The organism is Blastococcus sp. SYSU DS0533, assembly GCF_054050775.1.
Map to the genome: position 1 here is coordinate 1 of NZ_JBJGZZ010000013.1, position 25,547 is coordinate 25,547.

General features: G+C 75.7%; 29 protein-coding genes and 1 riboswitch. Of the genes, 17 read left to right on the plus strand and 12 right to left on the minus strand.

The genetic code is table 11. The features are described from left to right. The first annotated feature begins 336 nt into the window (after positions 1–336). Positions 337–490: riboswitch (cyclic di-AMP (ydaO/yuaA leader) on the plus strand. Between the two features lie 14 nt (positions 491–504). Together ACI79W_RS15025 and ACI79W_RS15030 are read left to right on the plus strand one after the other, a co-directional pair. Further along, a complete protein-coding gene (locus tag ACI79W_RS15025; protein ID WP_456562890.1) occupies positions 505–1,656 on the plus strand; it encodes a C40 family peptidase in 1,152 nt (383 codons plus the stop codon). Between the two features lie 88 nt (positions 1,657–1,744). After that, positions 1,745–2,974: an MFS transporter gene (locus ACI79W_RS15030; RefSeq protein WP_456562891.1), complete on the plus strand. Its 1,230-nt coding sequence runs from the start codon at positions 1,745–1,747 to the stop codon at positions 2,972–2,974. Positions 2,975–2,987: 13 nt separating this feature from the next. Here the strand turns inward: ACI79W_RS15030 and ACI79W_RS15035 are convergent, their stop codons facing one another. Continuing rightward, complete coding sequence (locus ACI79W_RS15035; protein WP_456562892.1) at positions 2,988–3,815, minus strand: ABC transporter permease; 828 nt, start codon at positions 3,813–3,815, stop codon at positions 2,988–2,990. Beyond that, a complete protein-coding gene (locus tag ACI79W_RS15040) occupies positions 3,812–4,801 on the minus strand; it encodes an ATP-binding cassette domain-containing protein (RefSeq protein WP_456562893.1) in 990 nt (329 codons plus the stop codon). Before ACI79W_RS15040 ends, ACI79W_RS15035 begins: the two co-directional genes overlap by 4 nt. Positions 4,802–5,051: 250 nt before the next feature. On the opposite strand from ACI79W_RS15040, the gene ACI79W_RS15045 reads away from it, so the two are divergent. From ACI79W_RS15045 to ACI79W_RS15080, 8 genes are all read left to right on the plus strand, one after another. Beyond that, positions 5,052–6,191 (plus strand): globin domain-containing protein, encoded by a 1,140-nt coding sequence (locus ACI79W_RS15045; RefSeq protein ID WP_456562894.1) that lies wholly within the window; start codon positions 5,052–5,054, stop codon positions 6,189–6,191. Continuing rightward, on the plus strand, positions 6,188–6,958 hold the full coding sequence (locus ACI79W_RS15050) for a DivIVA domain-containing protein (protein ID WP_456562895.1): 771 nt from the start codon (positions 6,188–6,190) through the stop codon (positions 6,956–6,958). The genes ACI79W_RS15045 and ACI79W_RS15050 overlap by 4 nt, the downstream gene beginning before the upstream one ends. 523 nt (positions 6,959–7,481) lie before the next feature. Next, entirely contained in the window at positions 7,482–8,096 is a 615-nt protein-coding gene (locus ACI79W_RS15055) for a DUF4178 domain-containing protein (protein ID WP_456562896.1), read from the plus strand. Further along, entirely contained in the window at positions 8,093–8,602 is a 510-nt protein-coding gene (locus tag ACI79W_RS15060; protein WP_456562897.1) for a DUF2617 family protein, read from the plus strand. The genes ACI79W_RS15055 and ACI79W_RS15060 overlap by 4 nt, the downstream gene beginning before the upstream one ends. Continuing rightward, a complete protein-coding gene (locus tag ACI79W_RS15065; protein WP_456562898.1) occupies positions 8,599–9,003 on the plus strand; it encodes a DUF4247 domain-containing protein in 405 nt (134 codons plus the stop codon). The genes ACI79W_RS15060 and ACI79W_RS15065 overlap by 4 nt, the downstream gene beginning before the upstream one ends. 40 nt (positions 9,004–9,043) lie before the next feature. Further along, entirely contained in the window at positions 9,044–9,508 is a 465-nt protein-coding gene (locus ACI79W_RS15070; protein WP_456562899.1) for a DUF350 domain-containing protein, read from the plus strand. 4 nt (positions 9,509–9,512) lie between these two features. Continuing rightward, the gene (locus ACI79W_RS15075) at positions 9,513–11,096 is read left to right on the plus strand and encodes a polyamine aminopropyltransferase (RefSeq protein WP_456562900.1); all 1,584 of its coding nucleotides are present in this window, start codon (positions 9,513–9,515) and stop codon (positions 11,094–11,096) included. A gap of 281 nt (positions 11,097–11,377) precedes the next feature. Continuing rightward, positions 11,378–12,997 (plus strand): peptide chain release factor 3, encoded by a 1,620-nt coding sequence (locus ACI79W_RS15080; protein WP_456562901.1) that lies wholly within the window; start codon positions 11,378–11,380, stop codon positions 12,995–12,997. A 6-nt stretch (positions 12,998–13,003) separates the two neighbouring features. Here ACI79W_RS15080 and ACI79W_RS15085 read toward each other — a convergent pair whose 3' ends face one another. Further along, positions 13,004–13,876 (minus strand): alpha/beta fold hydrolase, encoded by an 873-nt coding sequence (locus ACI79W_RS15085; RefSeq protein WP_456562902.1) that lies wholly within the window; start codon positions 13,874–13,876, stop codon positions 13,004–13,006. Between the two features lie 116 nt (positions 13,877–13,992). Between ACI79W_RS15085 and ACI79W_RS15090 the strand changes: the two genes are divergently transcribed. Together ACI79W_RS15090 and ACI79W_RS15095 are read left to right on the plus strand one after the other, a co-directional pair. Continuing rightward, positions 13,993–14,748, plus strand: coding sequence for an SDR family oxidoreductase (locus ACI79W_RS15090; RefSeq protein WP_456562903.1), 756 nt, complete (start codon positions 13,993–13,995; stop codon positions 14,746–14,748). A 73-nt stretch (positions 14,749–14,821) separates the two neighbouring features. Next, positions 14,822–15,184 carry a DUF1330 domain-containing protein gene (locus ACI79W_RS15095; RefSeq protein ID WP_456562904.1) on the plus strand — a complete coding sequence of 121 codons (363 nt, stop codon included), beginning with the start codon at positions 14,822–14,824 and terminating at the stop codon, positions 15,182–15,184. A 10-nt stretch (positions 15,185–15,194) separates the two neighbouring features. Here the strand turns inward: ACI79W_RS15095 and ACI79W_RS15100 are convergent, their stop codons facing one another. From ACI79W_RS15100 to ACI79W_RS15115, 4 genes are all read right to left on the minus strand, one after another. Continuing rightward, entirely contained in the window at positions 15,195–16,838 is a 1,644-nt protein-coding gene (locus ACI79W_RS15100; RefSeq protein WP_456562905.1) for a thiamine pyrophosphate-binding protein, read from the minus strand. Further along, the gene (locus ACI79W_RS15105; protein ID WP_456562906.1) at positions 16,835–17,611 is read right to left on the minus strand and encodes a cyclase family protein; all 777 of its coding nucleotides are present in this window, start codon (positions 17,609–17,611) and stop codon (positions 16,835–16,837) included. The genes ACI79W_RS15100 and ACI79W_RS15105 overlap by 4 nt, the downstream gene beginning before the upstream one ends. A gap of 65 nt (positions 17,612–17,676) precedes the next feature. Next, positions 17,677–17,859, minus strand: a complete 183-nt coding sequence (locus tag ACI79W_RS15110; RefSeq protein WP_456562907.1) for a PspC domain-containing protein — start codon at positions 17,857–17,859, stop codon at positions 17,677–17,679. Positions 17,860–17,899: 40 nt separating this feature from the next. After that, positions 17,900–18,733 carry an alpha/beta fold hydrolase gene (locus ACI79W_RS15115; protein ID WP_456562908.1) on the minus strand — a complete coding sequence of 278 codons (834 nt, stop codon included), beginning with the start codon at positions 18,731–18,733 and terminating at the stop codon, positions 17,900–17,902. An 81-nt stretch (positions 18,734–18,814) separates the two neighbouring features. Between ACI79W_RS15115 and ACI79W_RS15120 the strand changes: the two genes are divergently transcribed. Then, positions 18,815–19,009 carry a hypothetical protein gene (locus tag ACI79W_RS15120; RefSeq protein ID WP_456562909.1) on the plus strand — a complete coding sequence of 65 codons (195 nt, stop codon included), beginning with the start codon at positions 18,815–18,817 and terminating at the stop codon, positions 19,007–19,009. 10 nt (positions 19,010–19,019) lie between these two features. Here ACI79W_RS15120 and ACI79W_RS15125 read toward each other — a convergent pair whose 3' ends face one another. Beyond that, a complete protein-coding gene (locus ACI79W_RS15125) occupies positions 19,020–20,378 on the minus strand; it encodes an alpha-amylase family glycosyl hydrolase (protein WP_456562910.1) in 1,359 nt (452 codons plus the stop codon). 259 nt (positions 20,379–20,637) lie between these two features. Between ACI79W_RS15125 and ACI79W_RS15130 the strand changes: the two genes are divergently transcribed. Then, positions 20,638–20,841, plus strand: coding sequence for a cold-shock protein (locus ACI79W_RS15130; protein WP_456562911.1), 204 nt, complete (start codon positions 20,638–20,640; stop codon positions 20,839–20,841). 100 nt (positions 20,842–20,941) lie between these two features. After that, entirely contained in the window at positions 20,942–21,178 is a 237-nt protein-coding gene (locus ACI79W_RS15135) for a hypothetical protein (RefSeq protein WP_456562912.1), read from the plus strand. Between the two features lies 1 nt (position 21,179). Here the strand turns inward: ACI79W_RS15135 and ACI79W_RS15140 are convergent, their stop codons facing one another. Continuing rightward, positions 21,180–22,052: an ATP-grasp fold amidoligase family protein gene (locus tag ACI79W_RS15140; protein WP_456562913.1), complete on the minus strand. Its 873-nt coding sequence runs from the start codon at positions 22,050–22,052 to the stop codon at positions 21,180–21,182. Between the two features lie 167 nt (positions 22,053–22,219). On the opposite strand from ACI79W_RS15140, the gene ACI79W_RS15145 reads away from it, so the two are divergent. Then, positions 22,220–23,347, plus strand: a complete 1,128-nt coding sequence (locus ACI79W_RS15145; protein WP_456562914.1) for a glycosyltransferase family protein — start codon at positions 22,220–22,222, stop codon at positions 23,345–23,347. Here the strand turns inward: ACI79W_RS15145 and ACI79W_RS15150 are convergent. The 3 genes from ACI79W_RS15150 to ACI79W_RS15160 all read right to left on the minus strand — a co-directional run bounded on the left by ACI79W_RS15150 (position 23,344) and on the right by ACI79W_RS15160 (position 25,217). Continuing rightward, on the minus strand, positions 23,344–23,886 hold the full coding sequence (locus ACI79W_RS15150; protein WP_456562991.1) for a sugar O-acetyltransferase: 543 nt from the start codon (positions 23,884–23,886) through the stop codon (positions 23,344–23,346). The two genes, ACI79W_RS15145 and ACI79W_RS15150, sit on opposite strands and share 4 nt — an antisense overlap. Before the next feature lie 39 nt (positions 23,887–23,925). Beyond that, complete coding sequence (locus ACI79W_RS15155) at positions 23,926–24,702, minus strand: phospholipase (RefSeq protein WP_456562915.1); 777 nt, start codon at positions 24,700–24,702, stop codon at positions 23,926–23,928. 74 nt (positions 24,703–24,776) lie between these two features. Then, complete coding sequence (locus ACI79W_RS15160; RefSeq protein WP_456562916.1) at positions 24,777–25,217, minus strand: NAD(P)H-dependent oxidoreductase; 441 nt, start codon at positions 25,215–25,217, stop codon at positions 24,777–24,779. 57 nt (positions 25,218–25,274) lie between these two features. On the opposite strand from ACI79W_RS15160, the gene ACI79W_RS15165 reads away from it, so the two are divergent. After that, on the plus strand, positions 25,275–25,544 hold the full coding sequence (locus ACI79W_RS15165) for a YciI-like protein (RefSeq protein WP_456562917.1): 270 nt from the start codon (positions 25,275–25,277) through the stop codon (positions 25,542–25,544). Positions 25,545–25,547 lie beyond the last annotated feature (3 nt).

Here is a 25,547-nt window from a genome sequence, read left to right on the forward strand (position 1 = left end):
CGCCCCGCACACCCCCGTCGCCGTCGTCACCGACGGCTCCACCCCCACCCAGCGCACCCTGCGCACCACCCTCGCCGACCTCCCCGCCACCCTCGCCCAGCACACCGTCCGCCCCCCGGCCGTCTGGCTCGTCGGCGAGGTGGTCGAGCTCACGTCAGTCGGGTGAGGGCGTGTCGCGGCGTGCCGGTGACAGTGGGTGCACGAGCACGAGGCGGACCGCGACGGTTCCGGGCGAAGTTGTCCGCAGGCATGGTGGAGCCGGGCATCGCCCCCTAGCGTGGGCCCGTCCGGACGGACCCGTCCGTCGCTCTACCGGCGACAGTCGCCCGGACGCCGCCGAACCACCCGCCGGATCCGTCCGGCACCGGACCGGGGAACCACACGCACCACCGGGGTGAAGCGGCCGACCGTCCCGCAGGGGCCGGCGGCCGCCGGGCGCCTTCCCGCCCGAACCCGTCAGCTAACCCGGTAGGCGGCCGTGGAAGAAAGGACCACCCGCCGAACATGGCGAGTTCGCTCAGCCCTGCCCACCGCCGCATCACCGGACGGCGGGCCCTGCTGGCCCTCGTGGCCACCGGCGCCGTCGCCCTGACGCCGCTCCCCGCCTCGGCCGAGCCGGACCCGGCCACCTCCCAGGAGGCCGCGGAGCTCATCGCCGCCCGCGCGCACGACCTCGAGGTGCTCACCGAGCGGTTCAACGAGACCCGGGAGCAGCTTGCGGCGACGCAGGCGTCCGCCGATGCGGCCGCCGAGGAGCTCGCCGCCGCGCAGGCGGCGCTGGCCGAGGCGCAGGACCGGGTCCGCACCGTGGCCCGCAGCGCGTACACCGGTGAGGGGCTCGGCACGCTGGAGGCCGTGCTGACCAGCGAGTCGGCCGGCGACCTGGTGGACCGGGTCGGGCTGCTCGACACCATCGCCGCGCACAACAACGGCGTGCTCGGCGAGGCCGAGAGCGCCGGCGAGGACGCCGAGCGGGCGCGGGTCGCCGCCGAGGAGGCCACCGCCGAGGCGCAGGCCCAGGTCGACCGCGTCGAGGCCCAGCGGGCCCGGCTCGACGAGCAGATCGCCTCCTACCAGCGGCAGTACGAGCGGCTGTCCGCCGAGGAGCAGCGCGCCTCGCGCGCCGCCGCCGAGCGGCACGCGGCCGAGGAGGCGGCAGCCGCGCATGCCGCCGAGGCCGAGGCGGCGCAGGCCGCCGGAGCGGCACCCGCCCCGCAGGCCGCTCCCGCCCCGGCGCCCGCCGCTGCGGCGCCCGCGCCGGCGCCGTCCGCTCCCCCGCCGCCCCCGGCACCGTCCGGTGGGAGCGCGGCGGCGCAGACCGCGGTGAGCACCGCCATGGCCCAGATCGGCGACCCCTACGTGTGGGCGGCCGCCGGGCCGAACGCCTTCGACTGCTCGGGCCTCGTGCAGTACGCCTACGCGGCTGCCGGAATCAGCCTGCCGCACTCCAGCCGGATGCAGTCGACCATGGGCACCCCGGTCTCCCGGTCCGCCCTGCAGCCCGGTGACCTGGTGTTCTTCTACAGCCCGGTCAGCCACGTCGGCATCTACATCGGCAACGGCCAGATGGTGCACGCCTCCACCTACGGCGTGCCGGTGAAGGTCGCGTCGGTGGACTCCATGGGCGGTTACAACAGCGCCCGCCGCATCGCCTAGCCACTTCCCGGCGCGCGGGCGGTCCGGCCGCCGCGCGCCGGGACCTCGGCGGCGGCGGCGCGGGCCGCGCGTGGGACCATCGCCTCTCGTGCGGGTCGGGACGGGGGGCGGGCTGCCCCGCGAGGTCAGGGTCCTGGCGGTCATCGCCTTCGTCGTCGCCCTCGGTTTCGGGATCGTCGCGCCGGCGATCCCGCTGTTCGCCCGCTCCTTCGGCGTGGGGACCACCGCCGTCGGGCTGGCGGTCAGCGCCTTCGCGTTCTTCCGCTTCGTCTCCGCCTTCAGCGGCGGCACCCTCGTCGAGCGGTTCGGCGAACGGCTCGTGCTCGCCTCCGGCCTGGTGATCGTCGCCGTCACCACCGGGCTCGCCGGGCTCGCCGGGTCCTTCCCGCTCTTCCTCGGGCTCCGCGCCGCCGGCGGCATCGGCAGCGCCATGTTCACCGTGGCCGCGCTGTCGCTGCTGCTGCGGGTCGCCCCGCCGTCGCACCGCGGCCGGGCCGCCGCCACCTGGCAGGGCGGCTTCATCCTGGGCGGCATCGCCGGACCCGCCGCCGGTGGGCTGCTGGCGGAGCTCTCCCCGCGGCTGCCGTTCTTCCTCTACGCCGGCTTCCTGCTCGTCGCCGGCGGGGTCGGCATCGCGCTGCTGCGCACCGCCGAGGCCGATCCGGCCGCGCCCGCGGCGGCCGACGTCGCCGGCCCCGACCTCGACGCCGGCACCGTCCGGCTGGGCAGCGCCCTGCGCTCCCGGGTCTACCTGGCCGCGCTGGTGGCCAACTTCGGCGTCGGCTGGGTGCTGTTCGGCGTCCGCAACTCCCTCGTGCCGCTCTACGTCACCGAGGAGCTGGGGCGCACGGTGGCCTGGGCCGGCGCGGGCCTGCTCGCCGGTTCGCTGGCCCAGGCGCTCGGTCTGCTCCGCTCGGGCCGGCTGGTCGACGCCTGGGGACGGCGGCCCTCGCTCGTCCTCGGCGCGGCGCTGGCGACGGCGGCCATGGCGGTGCTCGTCCTGCCGCCCGCGATCTGGGCCTTTCTCCTGTCCATGGCGGTCTTCGGGCTCGGCGCCTCGCTGCTGGCGAGCGCTCCGGCGGCGCTGGTCGGTGACCTCAGCGGCGGCCGGGGCGGCCGCGTCGTCGCCGTGTTCCAGATGTCGGCCGACCTCGGCGCCATCGCCGGCCCCCTCGTCGCCGGCTGGCTCACCGACGTGGCCGGCTTCCAGGTGGCGTTCGGCGTGAGCACCGCCGTCCTGGCCGCCGGCCTCGTCGGCGGGCTGGCGATCCCCCGGGCGGCGCCCGCCCCGGCACCGGCCGCGGCACGCGCCGCCTGACCGGGTCCGGACCTCAGCGGCTCCGGTACAGCCGCGTCGTGATCGGCAGGAACACCAGCGCCAGCGCCGCGGCCACCGCGAGCGAGACGAGGACGGCCGGCACGTCGGGCTCCCCGGCCATGAGCGACCGCGACGCCGTGGCCAGGATCGAGATGGGGTTGACGTCGACGAACGCCTGCAGCGGCCCGGGCAGGGTGGCCGGGTCGACGAAGACGTTGGAGAGGAACGTCAGCGGGAAGATGCCCATGAAGCCGGCGTTCATGACCGCGTTGGGGCTGCGCAGGAGCAGGCCGAGCACCGAGAACGCCCAGGACAGCCCGAACGAGAAGACGACCACGAGGGCGAGCGCCGCCACGGCCCCCGACATCCCCGCGTCGGGCCGGTACCCCAGGAGCACGCCCACCACGATGATCACCGTGCCCGCCACGACGTACCGGACGCTGTCGCCCAGCAGCGACCCCAGCAGCGGCGCCGGGCGCCAGATCGGCAGCGAGCGGAACCGGTCCACGACGCCCTTGGTCAGGTCGGTGTTGAGGGCGACGCCGGAGTAGACGGTCGTGAACAGCACCGACATGACCAGCAGGCCGGGCAGCGTGTAGTCCAGGTAGGCGCTGGTGGAGCCGGCGATCGCGCCGCCGAACAGGTACGTGAACATCAGCAGGAACATGACCGGCGTGACGGTGACGTCGAGCAGCTGCTCGGGCACGTGCTTCACCTTGAGCATGCCCCGCCAGCCGAACGTGAGCGCTGCCTGCAGGGGTCCGGGTCGGGGCGGCCGCGCCGTGCCGGCGATCGCCCGCCGCACCGCCGCGGTGTCGGCGTCGGTGGTCACGGTGGTCATGACGTCTGCTCCTCGAGGGTCGGTGCGGGTCCGGGCGGCTCCTCCGCGCCGCGCCCGGTGAGCGCCAGGAAGACCTCGTCCAGGCTGGGCTGGTCGAGCGAGAAGTGGGCGAGGCCGATGCCCGTCCGGGCCAGCTCGGCCACCGCGGTCGCCGCCCGGGCGGGGTCGGGGCAGGTGGCCGACAGCACCGCCGGGTCCGGCTGCAGGGTGACCGGGCCGAGCGCGCGCTCCAGCACGTCCGCCGCGTCGGGCCGGCGGTCCGGGTCGAGCAGCCGGACGTGCAGCGCCCCCGTGCCCACCGAGGCCTTGAGCTGGGCCGGCGTGCCCTCGGCGATCACCCGGCCACGGTCGATCACGGCGATCCCGTCGGCGAGCTGGTCGGCCTCCTCCAGGTACTGGGTGCAGAGCAGGATCGTGGTGCCCCCGGCCACCAGCGCGCGGGCGATCTCCCACACCTGGTTGCGCGACCGCGGGTCCAGCCCGGTGGTCGGCTCGTCCAGGAACATCAGCCGCGGGGTGACGACGATGCTCGCCGCGATGTCCAGCCGGCGGCGCATGCCCCCGGAGTAGTGCTTGACCAGCTTCCCGGCGGCCGCGGCGATGCCGAAGGCCTCCAACAGCTCGTCGGCGCGGGCCCGTGCCCCCGCGCGGGACAGCCCGAGGAGCCGGCCGAGCAGCACCAGGTTCTCGCGCCCGGTCAGCTCCTCGTCGACCGAGGCCAGCTGGCCGGTCAGGCTCACCTGCGCGCGCACGGCGTCGGCCTCGGTGACGACGTCGTGGCCGAGCACCCGGGCGCTGCCCGAGTCGGGGCTGATGAGGGTGGCGAGCATCCGGATGGTCGTGGTCTTCCCCGCCCCGTTGGGGCCGAGGACGCCGTAGACGGTCCCGGCCGGCACGGCGAGGTCCAGCCCGTCCACCGCGGTCGTCGTCCCGTAGGACTTGGTCAGCGCCGTCGCCTCGACGGCCAGTGGTGCGTGCAGCGCCATGGGTACCTCACCCGGGTTCGCGTCGTGCGGTTGCCTCGTGGTGGAGACCGACTCTCCACGCCCGGCTCATCGGCGGCGAGCGAGTTTTCCCCGGCCGACCACGGGGACGGACGCAGAAACCTGCGGGCTGGTCGTGTGGCGCCGGGTGCGCCGGGGAAGGGCAGAGCGGAGCGCGCCGCGGCAGTCGCGGACCGGAGCCGGTGAGCGCTCGCCCGGACGGACGGAACGCGCCGCGAGGAGGCACGCACGGATGGACATCGCCGCGATGCGGGCCAGCTTCGCCAAGGCGGCGGCCACCGGCGACGAGGCCCCCCTGTACTTCTACTCGCACCTGTTCCTCAGCCACCCCGAGACCCGGGCGATGTTCCCCGTCTCGATGGCCCACCAGCGCGACCGGTTCTTCCACGCGCTGGGCGAGGTGGTCTCGCACGTCGACGACCTCGACGCGCTGGTGCCGATCCTCAAGCAGCTCGGCCACGACCACCGGAAGTTCGGCACCCTGCCGGCGCACTACCCCGCGGTCATGCCCAGCCTGCTCGCGACGCTGGAGCACTTCGACGACGAGTGGGACGAGCACCGCGCGAAGACCTGGACCGAGGCCTACGAGCTCGTCGCCTCCGTGATGATCCAGGGCGCCGAGGAGTCCGCCGACCAGCCGGCGACCTGGCGGGCCGAGGTGGTCGCCCACGAGCGGCGCGCGATCGACGTGGCGGTGCTGCAGCTGCGGCCCGAGGTACCGGTCAACTACCTGGCCGGGCAGTCGATGTCGCTGGAGATCGACCGCCGGCCTCGGCTGTGGCGGTACTACTCCCCCGCCAACGCGCCGCGCGAGGACGGCACGCTGGAGCTGCACGTGAAAGCGCGCCCCGGCGGTCCGGTCAGCACCGCGCTCGTGCGCAGCACCGAGGTGGGCGACCTGGTGCGCCTCGGCCCGCCGCTGGGTGACCTCACCCTCTCCGCCGACTCCGACCGCGACCTGCTGCTCGTCGCCGGCGGCATGGGCCTGGCGCCGCTGAAGGCGCTGGTCGACCAGGTGGCACGGCAGGGCCCGGCCCGCCGGGTCGACCTCTTCGTCGGTGCCCGCACCGAGGACCACCTCTACGACCGCGCGGCGATCGGGGAGCTGCAGGCCGCCCACCCGTGGCTGGACGTGACCTGGGCGGTCTCCGACGACGACCTGTCCGGGCTGGAGCACGGCGACGTCGGGGACGTCGCGCTCCGGCACGGGCCGTGGCTCAGCCGCGAGGTGTACGTCGCCGGCCCGGCACCCATGGTGGAGGCGACCGTCGAGGGTCTCCTGGGGCACGGTGTGCCGCGGGAGCGGGTGCGCAGCGAGGTGTTCGCCCCCAGCCGACCGGGGCCCAGTGCCGAGGGGAAGGTGACCGAATGACCACCACCGAGACGTCCGGGACCGGAGGGTCCGCCCGCCGGCTGACAGCCGAGCAGATCCGGGGCGCGCGCTTCACCTCCGGCACGATGCTGCACCCCGGCTACGACCAGAACGAGGTCGACCGGTTCCGGGAGATGGTGGCCGCGGAGGTGCGCACCCTCGTGGACGAGCGCGACGACCTGCACCGCCAGGTCGCCGAACTGCAGCAGCGCCTGTCGGGCGTCGTGGTGCCCGAGCCGCCCAGCGAGCAGGCGGTGAAGATCCTCGCCAGCGCGCAGCAGACGGCGGACGAGTACGTCGCCGAGGCGGAGGACTTCAGCCGGCAGATGACCGCCGAGGCCCGCGACCAGTACGAGGAGCAGCTGCGGCTGGCGCGCGAGAACGCCGGTGCGATCATGCAGGCCGCCCAGGAGGCGGCCGCCCGGCTCAGCGTGGCCACCGGTGCCGACGGCGACGCCGCCGGGCAGCGCACCACCGCCGAGCTGGAGGAGCAGGTGGCGTTCCTCAAGGCCTTCGCCCAGGCCTGCCGGGCGCAGCTGCGCGCCTACCTCGAGGCCCTGCTCACCGACGTCGAGACGGAGTGGGGCCGGGTGGACCCGGCGCTGGCCCCCGAGGCGCTCGTCGCCGCCCAGACCGGACGGCGCCCCGGCGGCACCGCCGCCCCGCAGACGGCCTTCCACGGCAACAGCGCGGCCGGCCCGGCGGAGCAGCCGGCGGGCGACGGGAACCGGGCCGAGCCAGCGGGGGCGCACGCGCCCGGCTCCTGATCGGGCGGTCGGCCCCCGGCGGCCCACGGCGGGCGGACCGGACCGGCGCTCCCCGCCACGCCCCGGCTCCCGGCCCGCTCCGGCTGCCGCCCGTGCTCGGGCCGCTGGAACAGCGAGGAGAGCTGGGACCAGGGCCGGCACGAGGACCAGCACCGCCATCACGCCGCCCAGCGCCGAGTTGGGGTTGACCCAGCTGCCAGGACCTCCCCTGCGGCGATGCCCGGCGGCACCCGACCCGACAGCAGCCCGCCGACGACCCCGCGGCGAACAGCACCCCATCGCCCGGGCCCAGGTGCGCGCCAGGCGGGTGAGCTCCGCGTCCCCCCGCCGGTGGCCGCGCCACTCGGTGAGCACCGTCATCAACGGGAACGCGATGCCGGGGCAGGCGATGACGATGTGCCAGCCCGGGCGGCCCACCGTCGGCGGTGGATCCGGGGTGCGCGCTCCCCGAGGGTGATCCCGCCGGGCCCGGGCGCGGTAGGTTTCCAGCGGCCCAGCCGCCGACCCGCCAGGAGGCCACCCGATGCCCGACGTCCTCGTCGTCCTGCTGGTCGTGCTCCTGGTGGCCCTGGCGGCGTTCGCCGTGGTCGTGCTCGTGCAGCGCCGGCGCAACCTGGCGCGGGCGGCGGCCCCGCGCCCCCGGGTCGACCCCCTGGCCGACGAACCCGACCTCTACGACCCGCACGCCATCGGCGTCGGCGACGTCATCACCTACGCCGGCGTCGACCACGTCGTCCGCGGCACCATCGTGCTGGAAGAGGGCGGGATGACCTGGCGCGAGCACCTGCTCGACGGGTCGACCGGCCGCCGCTGGCTCACCGTGGAGGACGACGAGGGCGACCTCGAGATGACGCTGTGGATGCGTCGCGAGGGCACGAACCTGACCCCCGACGGCGACGTGATCCTGGACGACCGCGTGCACCGGCAGATCGAGCGTGGGCGGGCCAACTACACCGCCGAGGGCACCACCGGCACCCCGCCCAGCGGCACGGTCGACTACGCCGACTACGCGACGGCGGACAAGACCGGGCTGCTCGCCTTCGAGCGCTGGGCGCCCACCCAGTCCTGGGAAGTCTCCACGGGTCGGGCCGTCAGCCGCGGCGAGCTCACCGTCTACCACCGGACGCCCGGCACATGAGCCTGCACCAGCTCGACATCGCACCCCGCGACGTCTCCGCCGGAGCGCTCGGGCTGCTGCTCGACGGCCCTGCGCCGCTCCCCCTGGCGCAGCTGCACCTTGCCGGCGCCGCGGGGGCGACCCTCACCCTGGGCGTGCTCGGGGCCTCCCACGTGGTCTGCGCCGAAGCCGGCGGCCACCGGCTCACCGAGGAGGTCTCCTGCGACGCCGTCGGCGCCGGGGGCCGCCCGCTGCCGGCCGAGCTGCGCTCGGGCGGCTACGCGTTCACCTCGGCGGCCACCACGGAGACGCGCGACGAGCTCGACGCGACGGCGCAGCGGCTGCGAGCCCTGGCCGCCGGCGACCCGGCGTGGCTGTGCGGCGCCTTCCCGGGGGCGGTCGACGCGCTGACCGCCATGACGGCGCAGCCGCTGGCGGCCGGCGGCTGGGCCTGGCAGACGTGGCACCTCTACCCGGCCGGCAGCTCCGGCGAGGTGGTCAGGACGCGGACGAGGTGGGTCCCGTGACCCCGGTCCGCCGGCTGGCGGCACTCCTGCTCGCCGCGGTACTGCTCGCCGGGTGCGGCAGCGGGACGCGGGTCCGCGACTTCCTCGACGACAGCTACGAGCGGACCGAGGTCATCGACGACACCTCGGTCTACGCCTCGCCCGACCCGGTGGGCACCACGACGGCGGCGATCGCCGACGCCGTGCCACCCGCCGAGCGGCAGGCCGACGGGGGCAACGAGTACCTCCGCTACGACGACGACATCGTGATCGTGAGCGCGGCCACCGGTGGCAGCACGGTGCGGGTGGAGGACCTCGACGGCCGCTACCGCAGCGGCTTCTTCGCTTTCCTCGGGCCCGGCTTCCGGCCCGGCTCGCCCGCCGGCACCGGTGGCGGCGGCGGTCCCGGCGACGGCAAGTGACCCGCCGCTCCCCCACCCCGACCTCAGGAGAGTTCCCGACGTGACCACGACCTGGCAGGCCCTCGAGTTCGGCACGGTCGAGGGCGGGGCGTTGCTCGACGGCGTCCTGGCGACGCTGCTGTGGTTCGTCATCGGCTTCGGCGTGCTCGCGCTCGGCTTCCTGGCTCTGGACCTGATCACGCCCGGGAACCTGCGGACCCAGGTCTACACCGACCACAACCCGAACGCCGCGATCCTGCTGGCCGCCAACCACCTGGCCCTGGCGATCATCGTGGTCACGGCGATCATGACCAGCGCCGACAGCCTCGGCCAGGGCTTGCTCGACACCGCCGTCTACGGCCTGCTGGGCGTGGTGCTCCAGGCCGTGGCCCTGCGGCTGCTGGACGCGGTGATCCCCGAGCACCTGCGCGACCTGGTGAACGAGCCACGGATGCGCGGGTCGGCGTGGGCGATCGGCGTGAGCCTGGTCGCGATCGGCGCGGTGAACGCCGCCGCGCTGTCGTGACGCCGTGACGACGCCGGCGGACCGGGTCGCGGTCCCGGCACCCGCCCGGGCCGGGGAGGGCCGCGCGGTGCGCTCGCGGCCGTTGCTGCTGGCCGCCGTCGCCGTCTGCGCCGCCTGCGGGCTCGTCTACGAACTGGTGCTGCTGACGCTGTCGGCGAGCCTCGTCGGCGGTGGGATCACCCAAACTTCCCTCATCGTCGCCGGCTTCGTGGCCGCCTTGGGCGCGGGTGCGCTGCTGGTCAAGCCCTTCCTGCCGCGCGCCGCGACCACGTTCGTCGCGGTGGAGATCCTGCTCGGCGTCGCAGGGGGCCTCAGCGCCGTCACCCTGTACGTCTCCTTCTCCTTCTACGGCACGAGCACCGCCGTGCTGCTCGCCGCGACCGCCGTCCTGGGCGTCCTCGTCGGCGCCGAGGTGCCGCTGCTCATGACGCTGCTGCAGACCGGCCGCGACGGCATCGACGCCGAGGGCAGCGGCAAGGTGCTCGCCGACCTCAACGCCGCGGACTACGCCGGCGCGCTCCTCGGCGGGCTGCTGTGGCCGTTCCTGCTGCTGCCGCTTGCCGGTCTGGTGCGCGGCGCGGCGATCACCGGGCTGGTCAACCTGCTCGCCGCCGCGGTGGTGTGCGGCCTGCTGCTGCGGCGGCAGATGACGCCGCGGGCGCGCCGCGCGGCCACCGGTGCGCTGCTCGCGGCGGCCCTGCTGCTCGGCGCGCTGCTCGTGCAGGCGCGGGACATCGAGACGACGGCGCGGCAGCGGCTCTACGCCGACCCGGTGGTGCTCGCCGAGCGCTCCGGCTACCAGGAGATCGTGCTGACCGAGCGCTCCGGCGACCTCCGGCTCTACCTCGACGGCGACCTGCAGTTCTCCAGCCGCGACGAGCACCGGTACACCGAGTCCCTGGTACACCCCGTGCTCGCCCGCGACCCGGCGCGGGTGCTGGTCCTCGGCGGCGGTGACGGGTTGGCTGCCCGGGAGGTGCTGCGCCACCCGTCGGTGCGCGAGGTCGTCCAGGTCGAACTCGACCCGGAGGTCGTCCGCCTGGCCCGCACCCGGTTGGCCGGGCTCAACGCCGGCGCGCTCGACGACCCGCGCGTCCAGGTGGTCGTGGAGGACGCGTTCCGCTGGCTGCGCTCGCCGGCCGCGACCGGGTTCGACGCGGTGGTCGTGGACATGCCCGACCCCGACACCCCCGTGCTCGGGCGGCTGTACTCCACCGAGTTCTACGGCCTCGTCACCGCCGCCCTGGCACCGGGCGCGCTGGTCACCGTGCAGGCCGGCAGCCCGTACTCGACGCCGGACGCCTACTGGCGGACCGTCTCCACCCTGGGAGCGGCCGGGCTGGCGACGACGCCCTACCACGTGCACGTGCCCAGCTTCGGCGACTGGGGCTTCGCCCTGGCCCAGCCGGGGCAGCGGCCGCCGGACCTCGTCCTCTCCCCCGGCGCACCGCCCACCCGGTTCCTCGACGCGGCGGTGCTGGCGGCCGCCGGCGTCTTCCCCGCCGACCGCCCGCGGCAGGAGTTCGAGCCCTCGACGCTGGACCGGCCGCTGGTCGTCGACGACATGCGCGGCGGCTACGTCGGCTGACGGAGCCGTGAGCACCGCAGCGAGGGACGAGCGGGAGCGGAGCAGGACCGGGAGCCGCCCGGGGAGACCGCCGGCTGACGGTGCCGTGAGCACTGCAACGAGGAGCGGGACCCGAAGCCGACCGACGAGGATGTGGGCTGACGCCTGTAGCGTTGGAGGGGCTCGGACACCGTCGGCCGGCCCGCTGACCGCTGGTCACTCCCCCGCCCGGTGTCCCGGAGCACCCCCGGGCCGCCGCCTCCGCACCTGCGCGCGCCCCACGGACCCCGAGGAGAACCGCCGTGAGTGCCGCCCCACCCGCCGGCGACGTCGACCGCACCGGCCGGGCAGCGGTCGCCGAGGCCGGCCGGCGGCGCACGTTCGCCGTGATCAGCCACCCCGACGCCGGGAAGTCCACGCTCACCGAGGCCCTCGCCCTGCACGCGCGGGTGATCGGGCAGGCCGGCGCGGTGCACGGCAAGGCCGGGCGGCGGGGCACCGTGTCGGACTGGATGGACATGGAGCGCGCCCGCGGTATCTCCATCACCTCCGCGGCCCTGCAGTTCTCCTACCGCGACGCGGTGATCAACCTGCTCGACACGCCCGGCCACGCCGACTTCTCCGAGGACACCTACCGGGTGCTCACCGCCGTGGACGCCGCCGTGATGCTCGTCGACGCCGCCAAGGGCCTGGAAACCCAGACGATGAAGCTCTTCGCCGTCTGCAAGCACCGCGGCATCCCGATCGTCACCGTCATCAACAAGTGGGACCGCCCGGGCAAGGACGCCCTGGAGCTGATGGACGAGATCGGCGAGCGCACAGGGCTCACCCCCACCCCGCTGACCTGGCCGGTGGGCATCGCCGGTGACTTCCGGGGCGTGCTGGACCGCCGCGACGGCACGTTCCGCCGCTTCACCCGCACCGCCGGCGGCGCGACGATCGCCCCCGAGGAGCAGCTGACCGCGGCCGAGGCCGGCGCGCGCGAGGGCGAGGTCTGGGCGCAGGCCGTCGAGGAGGCCGAGCTGCTGGCGGCCACCGGCGCCGAGCACGACCAGGAGTCGTTCCTCAGCGGGGTGACCACGCCGGTGCTGTTCGCCTCCGCCGTCTCCAACTTCGGCGTCGGGGCGCTGCTGGACACGCTGGTCGACCTCGCCCCGGCCCCCACCGGGCGCCCCGACGCCGACGGCGCGGTCCGCGGGCTGGACGAGCCGTTCAGCGCCTTCGTGTTCAAGGTGCAGTCGGGCATGGACGCCGCCCACCGCGACCGGCTGGCCTACATCCGGATCTGCTCGGGCGTCTTCGAGCGCGGCATGGTGGTCACCCACGGCCGCACCGGCCGTCCCTTCGCCACCAAGTACGCCCAGCAGGTGTTCGGCCGGGAGCGGGAGAGCGTCGACGTCGCCTACCCCGGCGACGTCGTCGGCCTGGTCAACGCCTCGGCCCTCGGCGTCGGCGACACGCTGTTCACCGAGCGGCCGGTCGCCTTCCCGCCGCTGACCACCTTCGCGCCCGAGCACTTCGCCGTCGTCCGCAGCCGCGACACCGCCAAGCACAAGCAGTTCCGCAAGGGCATCGAGCAACTGGACTCCGAGGGCGTGGTCCAGGTGCTCCGGTCCGAGCGCCGCGGGGACGGCTCCCCCGTGCTGGCCGTCGTCGGGCCGATGCAGTTCGAGGTCGCCACCCACCGCATGGAGCACGAGTTCCACGCCCCGGTGGCTCTGGACCGGCTGCCCTACAACCTGGCGATGCGCACCGACGAGGACTCCCTGCCGCTGATCGCCTCCTCCGGCGGCGTCGAGGTGGTGCAGCGGCCCAGCGGCGAGCTGCTGGCGCTCTTCCCCGACAAGTGGGCGCTGCGGATACTGCAGCAGCGGCACCCTCGCGCGACCCTCGAACCGCTGGTCGCCGCCCAGCTGGCCTGACGCCGCTCAGGGCCGGAGCGCCGCGTACACCTCCTCCGCGTGGTCGAAGACGAGGAAGTGGCCCTCGCCGGGCAGCCAGTGCGCCGAGCACCGCGGCAGCATCGCGCTCAGCACCTGGCCGAGCACGACGGGCACCTGCCAGTCCTGCGTGCCGTGCCAGACGTGCACCTGCTGGCCGACCTCGGACAGGGGGAAGCCCCACGGCCGGAACAGCAGGGCCCGGTCCTCGGCGAGCACCGCGCTGCCGTTGCGCAGCCCCTCGGTGAAGGTCTCGGCCAGGATCCGCCGGACGGCGGGGCGCCCGATCACCCGCCGGTCGGCCGCGTTGAGCCGCAACTGCAGATAGCGGGGGATCATCGCCGGCCGCAGCCCGATCGGGGCGAACACCGGCCGCAGCACCGCCGCCAGCCGGGCCGGGCGGTGCACGGCGGCCCGCAGCTGCCCGGGGATCCAGCGCGGCCACGGCCACGGGACGTCCGGCGGGGGCGCGCCGCCCAGGATGCCCACGGTCGTCACCCGGTCGCCGAGGGCGTGCGCACAGGCCAGCGCGTAGGCGGCCCCGCCGGAGAGGCTGAGCGCCGCGCACCGCTCGATGCCGAGGTGGTCCAGCAGCTGGGCGACGTCGTCGGGCCAGTCCGCGACCCGGCGGCCGGGGTGCGGGTCCGAGCGCCCGAAGCCGGGCCGGTCGGGGACGATGAACCGCACCCCCCACCGCCGGTAGTCCGCCGGGTCCTCGACGTGCCGCTCCAGCCGGGAGCTGGGCGAGCCGTGGCAGCCCAGCACCGGCCACCCGTCGGGGTCGCCGTGCTCGGCCCAGGCGAGCGTCCGGCCGTCCCGGAGCCGGATGCTCGCGTGCCCTGTCTCTGCATCGGTGTGCATCTGCACCCCGTACCCCACGAGGCGGCGTGCACCCCCCGCTCACCGGGGACTGCGGGGACCGCCCGCGGGTAGGACCCTCTGGTGCCGCCGTGGGTCGCGGCGGGACGGGAGAGCGCATGAGCGGCAGCGATGCCCACCGCGTGGCCGTGGTGACCGGGGCCAGCAGCGGGCTGGGCCGCGCGGTGGCGCTCCGGCTGGCCACCGACGGCCACCGCGTCGCCCTCCTCGCCCGGGGGGCCGAGGACCTCAGGGCCGTCGCCGCGGAGGTCGAGCACGCCGGCGGGACGGCGCTGCCCTGCCCGGTCGACCTCGCCGACGCAGCGGCGACGCGGGCCGCCGCCGAGGAGGTGCTGACCCGCTGGGGGCGGGTCGACGTCCTGGTCAACGCGGCGGCGACCGATGCACCCGGGCCGGTCGAGTCGACCAGGGTGGAGGACTGGGACCGGGTACTGGCGGTCAACCTGCGGGCCCCCTTCGTGCTCAGCCAGGCGGTGTTCCCGGCAATGCGCCGCGCGGGCGGCGGCACGATCGTCACGGTGTCGTCGGTCGCCGGCCGCCGCGGCTGGGCCGACGCCGCGGCCTACTGCTCGTCGAAGTTCGCGCTCACCGGCTTCACCCAGGCGCTCGCCGCCGAGGGCCGCGCGCACGGCATCCGCGCCTGCGTCCTGTATCCGGGAGCCATGGCGACGTCGTGGGGCGTCTGGGACCCCTCGGCGCGCCGGCCGGCCGGCGCAGGGGACGCCCCCGACCCGCGCGACGCGCTTCCTCCCGAGCGGGTCGCGGACCTGGTGGCGTGGCTCGTGCAGGCCCCTGGTGAGCTGGTGCTCAACGAGGTGACCGTCACCCCGCTGCACGAGCAGGGGTGGCCCTGATCGCGACCGGACCGGTGCCCCGACCTGCAGGTACGTCGCCCGCCCGGACCACCGGGACCGGTAGCTTGCCCTCATGGCGATCGATCCACGCGGTGCGGACCTGAAGCGATACCTCCAGGAGGACCCCGGCGGGCCCGTCGTGATGCTCAACCTGCTCCGGTTCGCCGAGGGCGGGCGGGAGCTCTACGCGCAGTACGCCGACGCCCTGTCCACCACGTTCCTGCCCCGGTACGGCGGCGAGGTGCTCTACGCCGGCACCGGCTCCACCCCGCTGGTCGCCGAGGACGGGCAGGACTGGGACGCCGTGCTCCTCGTCCGCTACCCCTCGCGCGAGGCCTTCAGCCGCATGGTCGCCGACCCCGAGTACCAGCAGGTGACCGGCCTGCGCACCCGCGCGCTGACCGAGGCGGTGCTCCAGGCGACGACCGCCTGGTAGCTGCCGGCGGTCAGTGGCCGAGGAACGCCTCCGCGAGCCACCAGGAGGGCTGGTCGCGGGTCACCTTGGCATCGACCAGCAACGGCGCGGACCGGGGGCCGGCCAGCCAGGCCGCGACACCGTCGAGGTCGGCGGGCCCTCGGACGGTGACCGCCTCGTACCCGTGCCCACGCGCGATGGCGGCGAAGTCGGTCTCGGGGAACAGGACGGTGCCCAGCGGGTGGCCGTCGGGCCCGAAGTGGTGCACCTCCGCCCCGTAGCCGGCGTCGTCGTACACCACCACGACCATCGGCAGGCCGAGCCGCACCACCGTCTCCAGCTCGGCGGCGCCCATGAGCGCCCCGCCGTCGCCGAGCGCGGCCACAGCCAGCCGGTCGGGGCGGGCCAGCGCCGCGCCGATCGCCGTGGCCAGACCCAGCCCGACCGACTGGAACGCCTGGGTGAAGCAGAAGCCCTGCTCGTCGGGGACGTCGAGGAACATGCTCGGATAGCCCATGAAGTTCCCCGAGTCGACGGCCACGACGCGCTCGGCCGGCAGCAGCTCGTCCAGGGCCGCGGTGAGCGCCCGCGGGTCGATCCGGCCGCCCTCCCCGTCGGAGCGCGGCTCGTCGCGCCAGCGCCCGCGGGCGGCGATGGCCTCGCGCACCTCCGCGGTGCGGTAGCCGCCCGCACCCGGGTCCGGCAGCAGCGCGGTGACCGCCTCGGCCGTGGCGCGCACGTCACCGACGACGCCGAACGCCACCTCGCGCTGGGCGCCGATCGCCGGTCCCTCGTCGTCGACCTGGACCACGACGGCGTCCTCGGCGATGAGCCGGCCGTGGCGCATCGTCCACATGTTGAGCTGGCACCCCCAGCCCACGATCACGTCGGCCCCCGAGATCAGCTCGGCGGCCAGCGGGGTGGCGAACCCCCCGGAGACGTCGAGGTCCCAGTCGCTGCCGCGGAACAGCCCCTTGGCCACCGCCGAGGTGGCCAGCAGGGCACCGCACCGCCCGGCGAGGGCCTCGAGCGCGGCGCGGGCGGCCCGCGCGCCGCGACCGGCCACGAACACCGGCCGCCGGGCGGTGCGCAGCGCCTCGGCCAGGCGCGCCACCTCGGCCTCGTCGGGGCGGACGGGCGGGGGCGCGGGGGCCGGCGGCGGCGCGGCCTCGCCGGCCGGGAGGGCCTGCACGTCCAGCGGCAGGTTGAGCACCACGGTGCGCCGCTCCAGCCGTGCGGTGTCGACCGCGGCCGCGGCGACCGCCACCGCGTCGTCCGCGGAGGTCACCCGCACGGGGACCGCGCCGACCGCCGCGGCCAGCGCGGGCTGGTCGACGAAGAAGTTCGACCGCGGCGAGGTCGCCTCCGCCGTGAGCACCACCAGCGGGGTGCGGCTCTTGGCCGCCTCCGTGATGCCGGTCAGCGCATTGGTGAGCCCGCACCCCTGGTGCAGGCTGAGCACGGCCGGGCGGCCGGTCACCCGGGCGTGGGCATCGGCCATCGTGGCCGCCCCGCCCTCGTGGCGCGCGGCGACGTACCGGGCGCCGGCGGCGACCATCGCGTTGGTCGCGACGAAGTTGCCCGATCCGACGACGCCGAACACCGCCTCGGCGCCCCGCGCGACCAGGGTCTCCCCGACCGCCTGCGCGACGGTGCGCCCGGTGCCGCCGCTCATCCCCGCTCGACCAGCGCCAGCACCCGCGACGGCGAGCCCGAGCCGGAGACGATCGGCAGCGGGGCGGCCACGAGCAACGCGCCGGTGGGCGGCAGCAGCGCGAGGTTCTGCAGCTGGGTGAGTCCGTACTTCCCGCTGCCCATCAGCGCCGCGTGGCACGGGAACGGCGGGTCGAAGGAGTGCGCCGCACCGGCGTCGGTCCCCACCGTCTCCACGCCGAGCCCCAGCACCGGCGACTCCTCGGCCAGCCAGCGCGCGCACTCGACCGACAGGCCGGGGGTGTGCGGGCCGGTGTCGTCGGCGTTGAGGAACTGCTGCTGGGAGGCCGAGCGGGCGTCCCAGCCGGTGCGGAACAGCAGCCAGCCGCCCTCGGGCAACGGGCCGTGCTCGGCCTCCCACGCGCGCACGTGCTCGACCTCGAGCAGGAAGTCGGGGTCGGCCGCCGCGTGCTCGGAGAAGTCGAGGACGACGGCCGGGGCGATCAACCGCGCCGCCGGCACGGAGGCGACGTCGTCGCCGTCGCGACCGGTGACCCAGTGGTTGGGCGCGTCGAAGTGCGTGCCGGTGTGCTCACCGGTGCGGAAGTTGTTCCAGTACCAGGCCGGGCCGCGGTCGTCGTACCGGCTCAGCTCCTCCAGCTCGAAGCGCGCCGTCTGGGCGAACTGCTCGGGCAGCTGGATGACCGGCGTCTCCGCCGACAGGGGCGCGGTGAGGTCGACGACCTCGATGCGCGCGCTGACCAGCGCCTCGGCCAGGCTGGAGAGGATCGACATCGCACTTCCTTCGGGGGCCGGCGGGTGGGCCGACAGCCAATCACAGGCCCCGCGCGCGACGGCGCTCAGCGCTCCTTGGGGATCATGATCCACAGCACGATGTAGGCCAGCTCGCCGACCCCGAAGAGCCCGAAGAGGACGAAGCCGATCCGCACCAGCCCCGTCGAGACGCCGAAGCGCTGGGCGAGGCCCGCGCACACGCCGGCGATCATCGTGCGTCCTCGTGGTCTGACCAGCGGTGATGTCATCCCCGCCCGCTACCCGCGCGATCCGGCGGGGACACCTCGGTCAGGCCCGCTCGACCAGGCGCAGCACCGCCTCGGCGACGACGTCGGGCCGGTCGGCGGGCACGAAGTGGCTGGCGTCGTCGACCCAGGTGAGGCGGGCGCCGGGCAGGTCGTCGGCCAGCCGCTGCCCGTACCGGGGCTTCATCTGGTGGTCCTGCCGCCCCCACACCACCTCGGCCGGCATCGTCAGCCGCGGGAGGAACGGGGCGACCGTCTGGGTGTACACCGAGTCCAGCGAGCGCAGGTGGCGGGCGAGCTGGTCGGGGCCGCCCGGGCGGGACCACGGCTCCACGAAGCGGTCGAGGAAGGGCGCCGCGCGCTCCTGGTGGGCGAACAGGGTGCGCAGCGCGGGCCGCAGCGCGTTCGCCAGCACCGCGGGCGGGAGCAGCGGCAGCGCCGGCCAGGTGGCCTTCAGCGCCCGCACCACGGGCACCGGCCAGCCGTCGTAGCAGACCCCGTTGACGACCCCCAGCCCGGCGACGCGGTCGGTGCTCGTGGTGGCCAGGATCTGCGCGACCCCCCCGCCGAGGTCGTGGCCGACCACGACGGCCCGGTCCACCTCCAGGGTGTCCAGCAGCCCCAGCAGCAGCGCCGCCTGCGCGGCGAGGTCCACCGGGTGACCGTCGGACCGGTCCGAACCGCCGTAGCCCAGCATGTCGACGGCCAGCACCCGCGCGGCGCCGGCCACCGCGGGGACGACGTCGTGCCAGAGCAGGTGGTTGGTCGGGATGCCGTGCACGAGGAGGACCACCGGCCCGGCCTCGCCCGCTTCCCAGATGTTGAGCCGGCCGTCGCCGACGTCGACCGTCCGTGTGGTCCCGATGGGCAGCTCCATGCCGTCTCCCTGCCCCCGGCCACTGCCGTCGATGCATGGTCTCCCCGCCTATCCCGTCACAGGCCGGGTAGGACGCCCACCATGGATGCGATCACCTTCGGGAAGGCCGGCCTCAAGGGCTGGCGCGCACGCGTGGCCGACGCCGTGGCCGGGCCGGTGTCCCAGCGGACGCCGGTCACCGACGACCAGGTGCGGGCCGCGATCGGGGCGCTGTTCCTCGCCCTGTCGGCCATGTACGTGGCCAAGGCGGTGAAGGACCTGGCGAGCAGCCGCTGAGCCCGCCCGGTCAGCCCGCCAGCACCGCCCACCCGTGCCCGGGCAACCGCACCCGGGCGCCGGGCGACCCAGGCGTGGGGACGTCGGCGCGGCCGGCGAGCACGTCGCCCGCCCCGGGAGCGGGCAGCTCCGACGGCCCCTCGGAGACCGACAGCGCCACGACGAGCCGCTCGGCACCCTCGCGGGCCTCGTAGACGATGTGGTCGTTGGCCAGGTGCAGCGTCGTCGTGCGGGCGGTGTGCAGCCAGCGGTGCCGGCGGCGCAGCCCGATCAGCTCCTGGTGCAGGTGGTACACGGGCAGCCCGAGCGGGGAGAGCTCCCCCGGAGAGGTGGGGAAGGCCGGGCGGACGGCGTCGTCCCCTCCGGCGCGGTCCTCCTTGACACCGCGGAAGGCGTGCTCGTCCCCGGCGTAGACCGCCGGCGTGCCGCCGGTGGTGAGCAGCACCACCAGCGCGTGCGCGAGGTGCCGCTCGTCGTCCAGCCGGCTGGCGATGCGGGTGACGTCGTGGTTGCCGACGAAGGTGTAGGGCACGAACCGGCCCAGGACGTCGTCGTGCCGGCGCAGCGCCGCGTCGAGCTCGAAGAAGTTGCGGTCGTTGAGCGAGCTCCAGATGGCCTTCCACAGCTCGTACTGGGTGACCGCGTGCAGCCCGGACTCCTCGACGAAGCGCCGCTGGTCGCCGTGGATGACCTCGCCCATCAGGTAGGCGCCGGGGTGGCGAGCGCGCACCCGGCCCACCGTCTGCGCCCAGAACGCCGTCGGCACGGCGTAGGCGGCGTCCAGCCGCCACCCGTCGGCGCCCCGGTCCAGCCAGTGCGCCATCACCTCGCTGACGTGGTCGACGACCTCCGGGGACCGGTGGTCGAGGGCCACCAGGGCCGAGTGCCCCTCGAAGTCGTCGTACGCGGGCTCCGTCCCGGGCCTCCACGCCTCCGCCCCGCCGGGCCAGCGCAGCCGGAACCACCCCGCGGTCGCGGCCCCGGGCCCCTCCGCCAGCACCTGCTGGAACGCCGGATGGCCCCGGCCGACGTGGTTGAAGACGCCGTCGAGCAGCAGGCGCAGGCCCCGGGCCCGGCACTCGGCGACCAGGTCGTCGAAGTCGGCGTCGTCGCCGAGCCGGGGATCGATCCGCAGGTGGTCGGTGGTGTCGTAACCGTGGGTCTCCGACGCGAAGACGGGGCCGAGGGCCACCCCTGAGGCGCCGAGCTCGACCGCGTGGTCGAGCCACGGCAGCAGCTGCCGCAGCCGGTGCCGGACCGGCTGCCCGGGGCGCGCGGCGGGCTCCGCGCCGACGAAACCCAGCGGGTAGACGTGCCACCACAGGGCGTCGTGCACCCAGCCCGGCTCACGGGTGCGCAGGGAGTCCATGCCGACGATGCTCGCGCACGCGCCGACGGCGCCCACCGCCCGGGCCGGGCCCCGCGGGGAAGCACGCCGACCGGGTCTTCCACGATGGGGCCATGTAGCTGTACAGTGATCGGTGGTCGCTGTTGCGCCTCTGCTTTCGTTCTTGGACGTCCGCAGTCGTCTCTGCCTGACGTTCCCTCTCGGTCCTGCCGGTCGGTGCGGCGGCCCCGCACCCGGTACGTACCTGTGCGGTCACCTCCCAGCACGGAAGAAGAACGACATGGCTCAGGGCACTGTGAAGTGGTTCAACGCGGAGAAGGGCTTCGGGTTCATCGCCCAGGACGGCGGCGGCGCCGACGTCTTCTGCCACTACTCCGCCATCACCGGCTCCGGCTACAAGTCCCTCGACGAGGGCCAGCAGGTGGAGTTCGACGTCACGCAGGGCCAGAAGGGCCCGCAGGCGGAGAACGTCCGCGCGATCTGATCGACGCGTGAGGAGGGGCCACGGCGCACTGCGCCGTGGCCCTTTCGCGTCCCGGTCCCGGCACCTCGCCGCGCCGGCCACCACACCGAGGGGAACCGCCATGGCCACGCACACCGGACGCTGCGAGGAAGCCCATCTCGGTTGCCCCTGCCGGGGCGACGAGCGGATCCACGAGGAGCGCACCCGCGCCCTCACCGAGGCGCGCGCCGACTCCGGGGGAACAGTCGAGTGCCCCGAGTGCGGCGGCCCGACGACCCCGCTGGCCATCGTCTCGTGGGGCAACTGCCGGGCCTGCCGCACCGCGCACTCCCGCTCCACCCACCCGCTGCGGTGGTGAGCTAGCGGGCCCGCACCTGGGCGCGCGGGGGCAGCGTCCACCATCCGCCGAGCCACCGGTCCAGCTCGGGGTCGAACGGGTCCAGCCCGCCGCCGGGGTACGGCGTGAGCTCGCCGAACCAGACCTGCCCGTCGACGTCGTAGAGGTCGACCCGGATGAAGTCGAAGGCCGCGCCCAGCGCCTCCGCGGTCTCCAGCATGGCCGGCAGCGAGGCCGGCGGCGCCGTCACGGGGCCGGTGGCGACGTGCGGCTCGTGCGCCGCCACGGGCACCCAGTCACGCGTGTAGAGCCGCCGGGAGTGGCTCCCCGTGAGCCGGCCGGTGTCGACCTGCACCAGCCGCACCCGGCCGCCGAAGACGAGGAACTTGTGGTCGGCGAGCACCTCCCCCGGCCGGCCGAGGAACTCCTCGACCAGGAGCAGCCGGCGGGCCCGGCTGTAGACCCACTCGCCGCGCTCGGGCCACAGCGGCTCGTCCAGCCAGCCCTCGGTCAGCCGCCCCAGCGCCGCCACGTCCGGGCGCCCGGCGCCGCGGTGCACGCGCATGGTGCCGTGGTTGGGCTTGAGCACCCAGCGCTCGGGCAGGACCGCGTCGGCGAGCTCGCCGATGTCGGTGCCCGCCCAGAAGACCCGCGGGACCGCCAGCCCGGGCCGGGTACGGGCCGCGAACTCCTTCATCGCGAGCTTGTCGCCCAGCCGGCCGATGAGGGGCCGCCGGTCGTGCACGATCCGCCAGTTCAGCTTCTCGGTGAAGGTGCGGGGGTCGCGCAGGGGCGGCCGGCGGCCGTGCGCCTCGGCGTAGAGCACCGCGCGCTTCGCCGCGATCGGCAGCCGCCGCACCACGGCTCGGCGCAACCCTGCGGGCACCACGGGCACGTCGCCTTCGCCTCCCTCCGGCTCCCGGCGGCCGTCCGCGGCCGCGCCCCGCGGACAGTCTGCGCGGCGGACCGCGCCGTCCCCTCCTAGGGTGGCGCCGTGACGACGGACGGAGCCCCGCGCTGAGCACGACCGACGAGCGGGAGGCGTCACCCGGAGTGGGTTTCGTGGCGAAGGACCCGTGGCACCCGGCCGTCCGACGCGAGCAGATGATCGCCCGCGAGCTGGTCCGGCAGGGGCGGCCGGTCAGCTTCCTGCAGGCCCCGGCCGACTGGCGCCGCCTGCGCAGCGATCCGGCCAACTGGTGGGGCCACCTGACGCGGGCACGGTTCGCCCCGGCGGCTCCCGGCGTCCGCGTCTCCGAGCGCTCCACCGTGCTGCCGGGCTCCCGCGGCCCGCTCGCCGAGCGGCTCGACGCCGCCCTCCTGGGCGCCCTGCTGCGGCGCTCGGACTGGGAGGTCGACGTCACCGCCTTCATGCTCCCGTGGGAGTGGCGCGCCGCGGGCGCCGTCCGCGGGCGCGTGGTGTTCGACTGCACCGACGACTGGGCCCGGCTGCTCCCCCACGCCCGGCGGCTGCCCGACCAGCTCCGCCGGATCGCCGCGGAGGCCGACGAGGTCGTCGTGGTCAACCCGCTGCTGGCCGAGCTCTTCCCGGGCCGGCAGCCCGTGGTGGTGCCGAACGGCACCGATGCCGACCTGCTCGCGGCACCTCGGACGGGAGAGCGCGCCGAGCGGCACGCCGTCTACGTCGGCAGCGTCGCGGAGCGCTTCGACGTCGACCTGGTGCGCGGGCTGCTCCGCGCGCTGCCGGACTGGACGTTCTCCGTCCACGGGCAGCTGGTCTTCCCCGACCGGGCACGGGCGGCCGCGGAGCGCTTCCGGGCCCTGGTGGCGGGATCCGGCGGCCGGCTGACCTACCACGGGCTGCTGCCGCGGGACCGGCTGGCCGCCGTCCTCGACACCGCGACGGTGGGGCTCCTCCCCGACGTCGCCGGCCGGGCGCTGGGCCAGTCGTCCATGAAGAGCTACGACTACGCGGCCCGGGGGCTGCCGCTGGTCGCGACCGCAGGGCACCTGGAGCACGCCGCGGAGCTCCCACCGCACACCGCGATCGCCTCCGGTGCCGACGAGATGGCATCCGCGGTGCGCGCGGCCGCCGCGGAACCGGCCGCGCACGCGGTGCGTCGGCGGGAGTGGGCCGCCGCCCGCACGTGGGCCCGGCGGACCGAGGAGTGGCTGGACGCGGCGCTCGGGCGGCCTGCGCCCGCCGCCGGGTCGGCCCCCGCCGCCTAGACCAGGGTGCGGACCACGCGGGCCGGGTTGCCGACGGCGACCACACCCGGCGGGAGGTCGGCGGTGACGACCGCCCCGGCGCCCACCACCGTGTCCGCACCGATGGTCACGCCCGGGAGGACGATCACCCCACCGCCGAGCCAGGCGTTGTCGCCGATGGTCACCGGCGACGCGTGCTGCCAGCCGGCCCGCCGCTCGGCCGGGTCGAGCGGGTGGACCGCGGTGAGCAGCTGCACGTAGGGGCCGAGCTGCACGTGGTCGCCGAGCGTGATGGGCCCGACGTCGAGGAACACCGCACCCCAGTTCACGAAGCAGTGCGCCCCGACGCGGGTGCGGTAGCCGTAGTCGCAGCGGAAGTCCGACCGGATCGTCGTCCCGCCCCCCACGGCGCCGAGGAGCTCGGTGAGCAGCGCGTGCCGTCGGTGCGGGTCGCCCTCGGCGTTGTAGCGGGCCACCAGCGCGGCCGCCCGCCGGGAGTCGGCGGCGAGGTCGGGGTCGTCGGGGCGGTACGGCTGCCCGGCCAGCATCCGGTCCTTCATCTCGCCCACCCGGACCACGGTATCCAGCCCGGCCCGGGGTCACCCGGCGGTGAGCCAGTCCACTGCCGCGCGGACCACCTCCTCGGGCACGGTGTGCGCGCCCGGGAACTCCTGGTAGGTGACGTCGTAGCCGTCGTCCTGCAGGGCGGGCACGATCCGGTGGCTGGTCCGGTCGATCGGCAGCACCTCGTCGTCGACCCCGTGCGAGACGAAGACCGCCGGGTTGCCCGACCGCGAGGCGGGGGGCACGAAACCCGGGGAGAAGGCGACGACGCGGCCGAAGAGCAGGCCGTTGGCCAGGCCGAGCCCGAGCGCGTACGAGGCGCCGTCGGAGAACCCCGCGACGGCGATCCGGCCCGCATCCACCGGGACCGAGCCGAAGACCTCGACCATCGCCCGGTCGACGTGCGCGGCGTCCGGGCCGTAGCCGCCGGCGACGGCGTCCCAGGTCGCGCCCCCGGATGCCGGTGCCAGGACCACGAGCCCGCGCTCGTCGGCCGCCGGCCGCAGCAGGGCCAGCCCCGCCGCCGCGTCACCGCCCGCGCCGTGCAGCGAGACGACCAGCGGCAGCGGGCCGGCGCCCGCGTCCGCGGGGACGTGCAGCAGCGCCTCACCGGACGGGAGCCCCAGCGGCCGGGTCCCGGGCTCGGGCACGCCTGCGGAGGGCGGCGCGGGCGGGCGGGCCGTCAGCACCGCCCCGTCCTGCCCCGCCGCCGGGCCGCCGGCGGGGCGCGGCGACCGGGACGTGCACCCGGCACCCAGCACGACCAGCGCCCCGGCGGCACCGGCGCGCAGCACGGCTCGTCGTGTCGGCACGGAGGGCCTCCTCCCGGGCGGGTCCGGTGCGGTACCCGGTGGGCGAACGGCGACACGGACGGTGCCGGGTTGCGTCAGAGGCCGACCGCGACGGTCGCCGCGAGCTCCCGGCAGGCCTCCAGGTCCGCGGGGCCGGGCGCCCCGGTCAGGCTGAGCGGCGCCGCCACCTGCTTCCAGCGCAGCGCGCGGGTGATCCGCTCGATGCTGCGCAGGGCGCCGGCCGTGTCGTCGTTGCCGTGCACGTACACCCCGAACGGCAGGCCGGCGGTCGCCTCCAGGCAGGGGTAGTAGACCGTGTCGAAGAAGTGCTTGAGCGCCCCCGACATGTAGCCGATGTTGGCCGGCGTGCCCAGGACGACGCCGTCGGCGGCCAGCAGGTCCGCAGCCCCCGCCGAGAGTGCCGGGCGCAGGACCGGCTCGACGTCGTCGACCAGGCCTACGCCCTCCCGCACCGCTTCCAGCACGGCCTGCAGCGCCGGCGAGGGGGTGTGGTGGACCACGAGCAGTCGGGGCACATGGGCATTCTCGCCCCCGGGCGGCACCGCCGGACCCGGGGTGTGAGAGTGGGGGACGTGCACCTGGTCCTCGAGTACGTGCTGGCCGGCGACTACCTGGAACGCCGGACCGCGCTGCGGGCCGACCACCTGGCGCTGGCTCGGGCGACCCACGAGCGCGGCGAGCTCCTGCTCGCGGGTGCGCTGCCCGACCCGTACGACCGCGCGCTGCTGATCTGGACGGCGCCGCGCGAGGTGGTGGAGCGGTTCGTGGCGGAGGACCCCTACGTCACCCAGGGTCTGCTGACGACCTGGACGATCCGGCCCTGGAACGTGGTCGTCGGCTGATCC

Bases quoted from the DNA above. Each gene is read 5' to 3' on its own strand.
- ACI79W_RS15025 (WP_456562890.1), top strand. From the start codon at position 505: ATGGCGAGTTCGCTCAGCCCTGCCCACCGCCGCATCACCGGACGGCGG.
- ACI79W_RS15035 (WP_456562892.1), bottom strand. From the start codon at position 3,815: ATGACCACCGTGACCACCGACGCCGACACCGCGGCGGTGCGGCGGGCG.
- ACI79W_RS15040 (WP_456562893.1), bottom strand. From the start codon at position 4,801: ATGGCGCTGCACGCACCACTGGCCGTCGAGGCGACGGCGCTGACCAAG.
- ACI79W_RS15045 (WP_456562894.1), top strand. From the start codon at position 5,052: ATGGACATCGCCGCGATGCGGGCCAGCTTCGCCAAGGCGGCGGCCACC.
- ACI79W_RS15050 (WP_456562895.1), top strand. From the start codon at position 6,188: ATGACCACCACCGAGACGTCCGGGACCGGAGGGTCCGCCCGCCGGCTG.
- ACI79W_RS15055 (WP_456562896.1), top strand. From the start codon at position 7,482: ATGCCCGACGTCCTCGTCGTCCTGCTGGTCGTGCTCCTGGTGGCCCTG.
- ACI79W_RS15060 (WP_456562897.1), top strand. From the start codon at position 8,093: ATGAGCCTGCACCAGCTCGACATCGCACCCCGCGACGTCTCCGCCGGA.
- ACI79W_RS15085 (WP_456562902.1), bottom strand. From the start codon at position 13,876: ATGCACACCGATGCAGAGACAGGGCACGCGAGCATCCGGCTCCGGGAC.
- ACI79W_RS15090 (WP_456562903.1), top strand. From the start codon at position 13,993: ATGAGCGGCAGCGATGCCCACCGCGTGGCCGTGGTGACCGGGGCCAGC.
- ACI79W_RS15095 (WP_456562904.1), top strand. From the start codon at position 14,822: ATGGCGATCGATCCACGCGGTGCGGACCTGAAGCGATACCTCCAGGAG.
- ACI79W_RS15100 (WP_456562905.1), bottom strand. From the start codon at position 16,838: ATGAGCGGCGGCACCGGGCGCACCGTCGCGCAGGCGGTCGGGGAGACC.
- ACI79W_RS15105 (WP_456562906.1), bottom strand. From the start codon at position 17,611: ATGTCGATCCTCTCCAGCCTGGCCGAGGCGCTGGTCAGCGCGCGCATC.
- ACI79W_RS15110 (WP_456562907.1), bottom strand. From the start codon at position 17,859: ATGACATCACCGCTGGTCAGACCACGAGGACGCACGATGATCGCCGGC.
- ACI79W_RS15115 (WP_456562908.1), bottom strand. From the start codon at position 18,733: ATGGAGCTGCCCATCGGGACCACACGGACGGTCGACGTCGGCGACGGC.
- ACI79W_RS15120 (WP_456562909.1), top strand. From the start codon at position 18,815: ATGGATGCGATCACCTTCGGGAAGGCCGGCCTCAAGGGCTGGCGCGCA.
- ACI79W_RS15125 (WP_456562910.1), bottom strand. From the start codon at position 20,378: ATGGACTCCCTGCGCACCCGTGAGCCGGGCTGGGTGCACGACGCCCTG.
- ACI79W_RS15130 (WP_456562911.1), top strand. From the start codon at position 20,638: ATGGCTCAGGGCACTGTGAAGTGGTTCAACGCGGAGAAGGGCTTCGGG.
- ACI79W_RS15135 (WP_456562912.1), top strand. From the start codon at position 20,942: ATGGCCACGCACACCGGACGCTGCGAGGAAGCCCATCTCGGTTGCCCC.
- ACI79W_RS15150 (WP_456562991.1), bottom strand. From the start codon at position 23,886: ATGAAGGACCGGATGCTGGCCGGGCAGCCGTACCGCCCCGACGACCCC.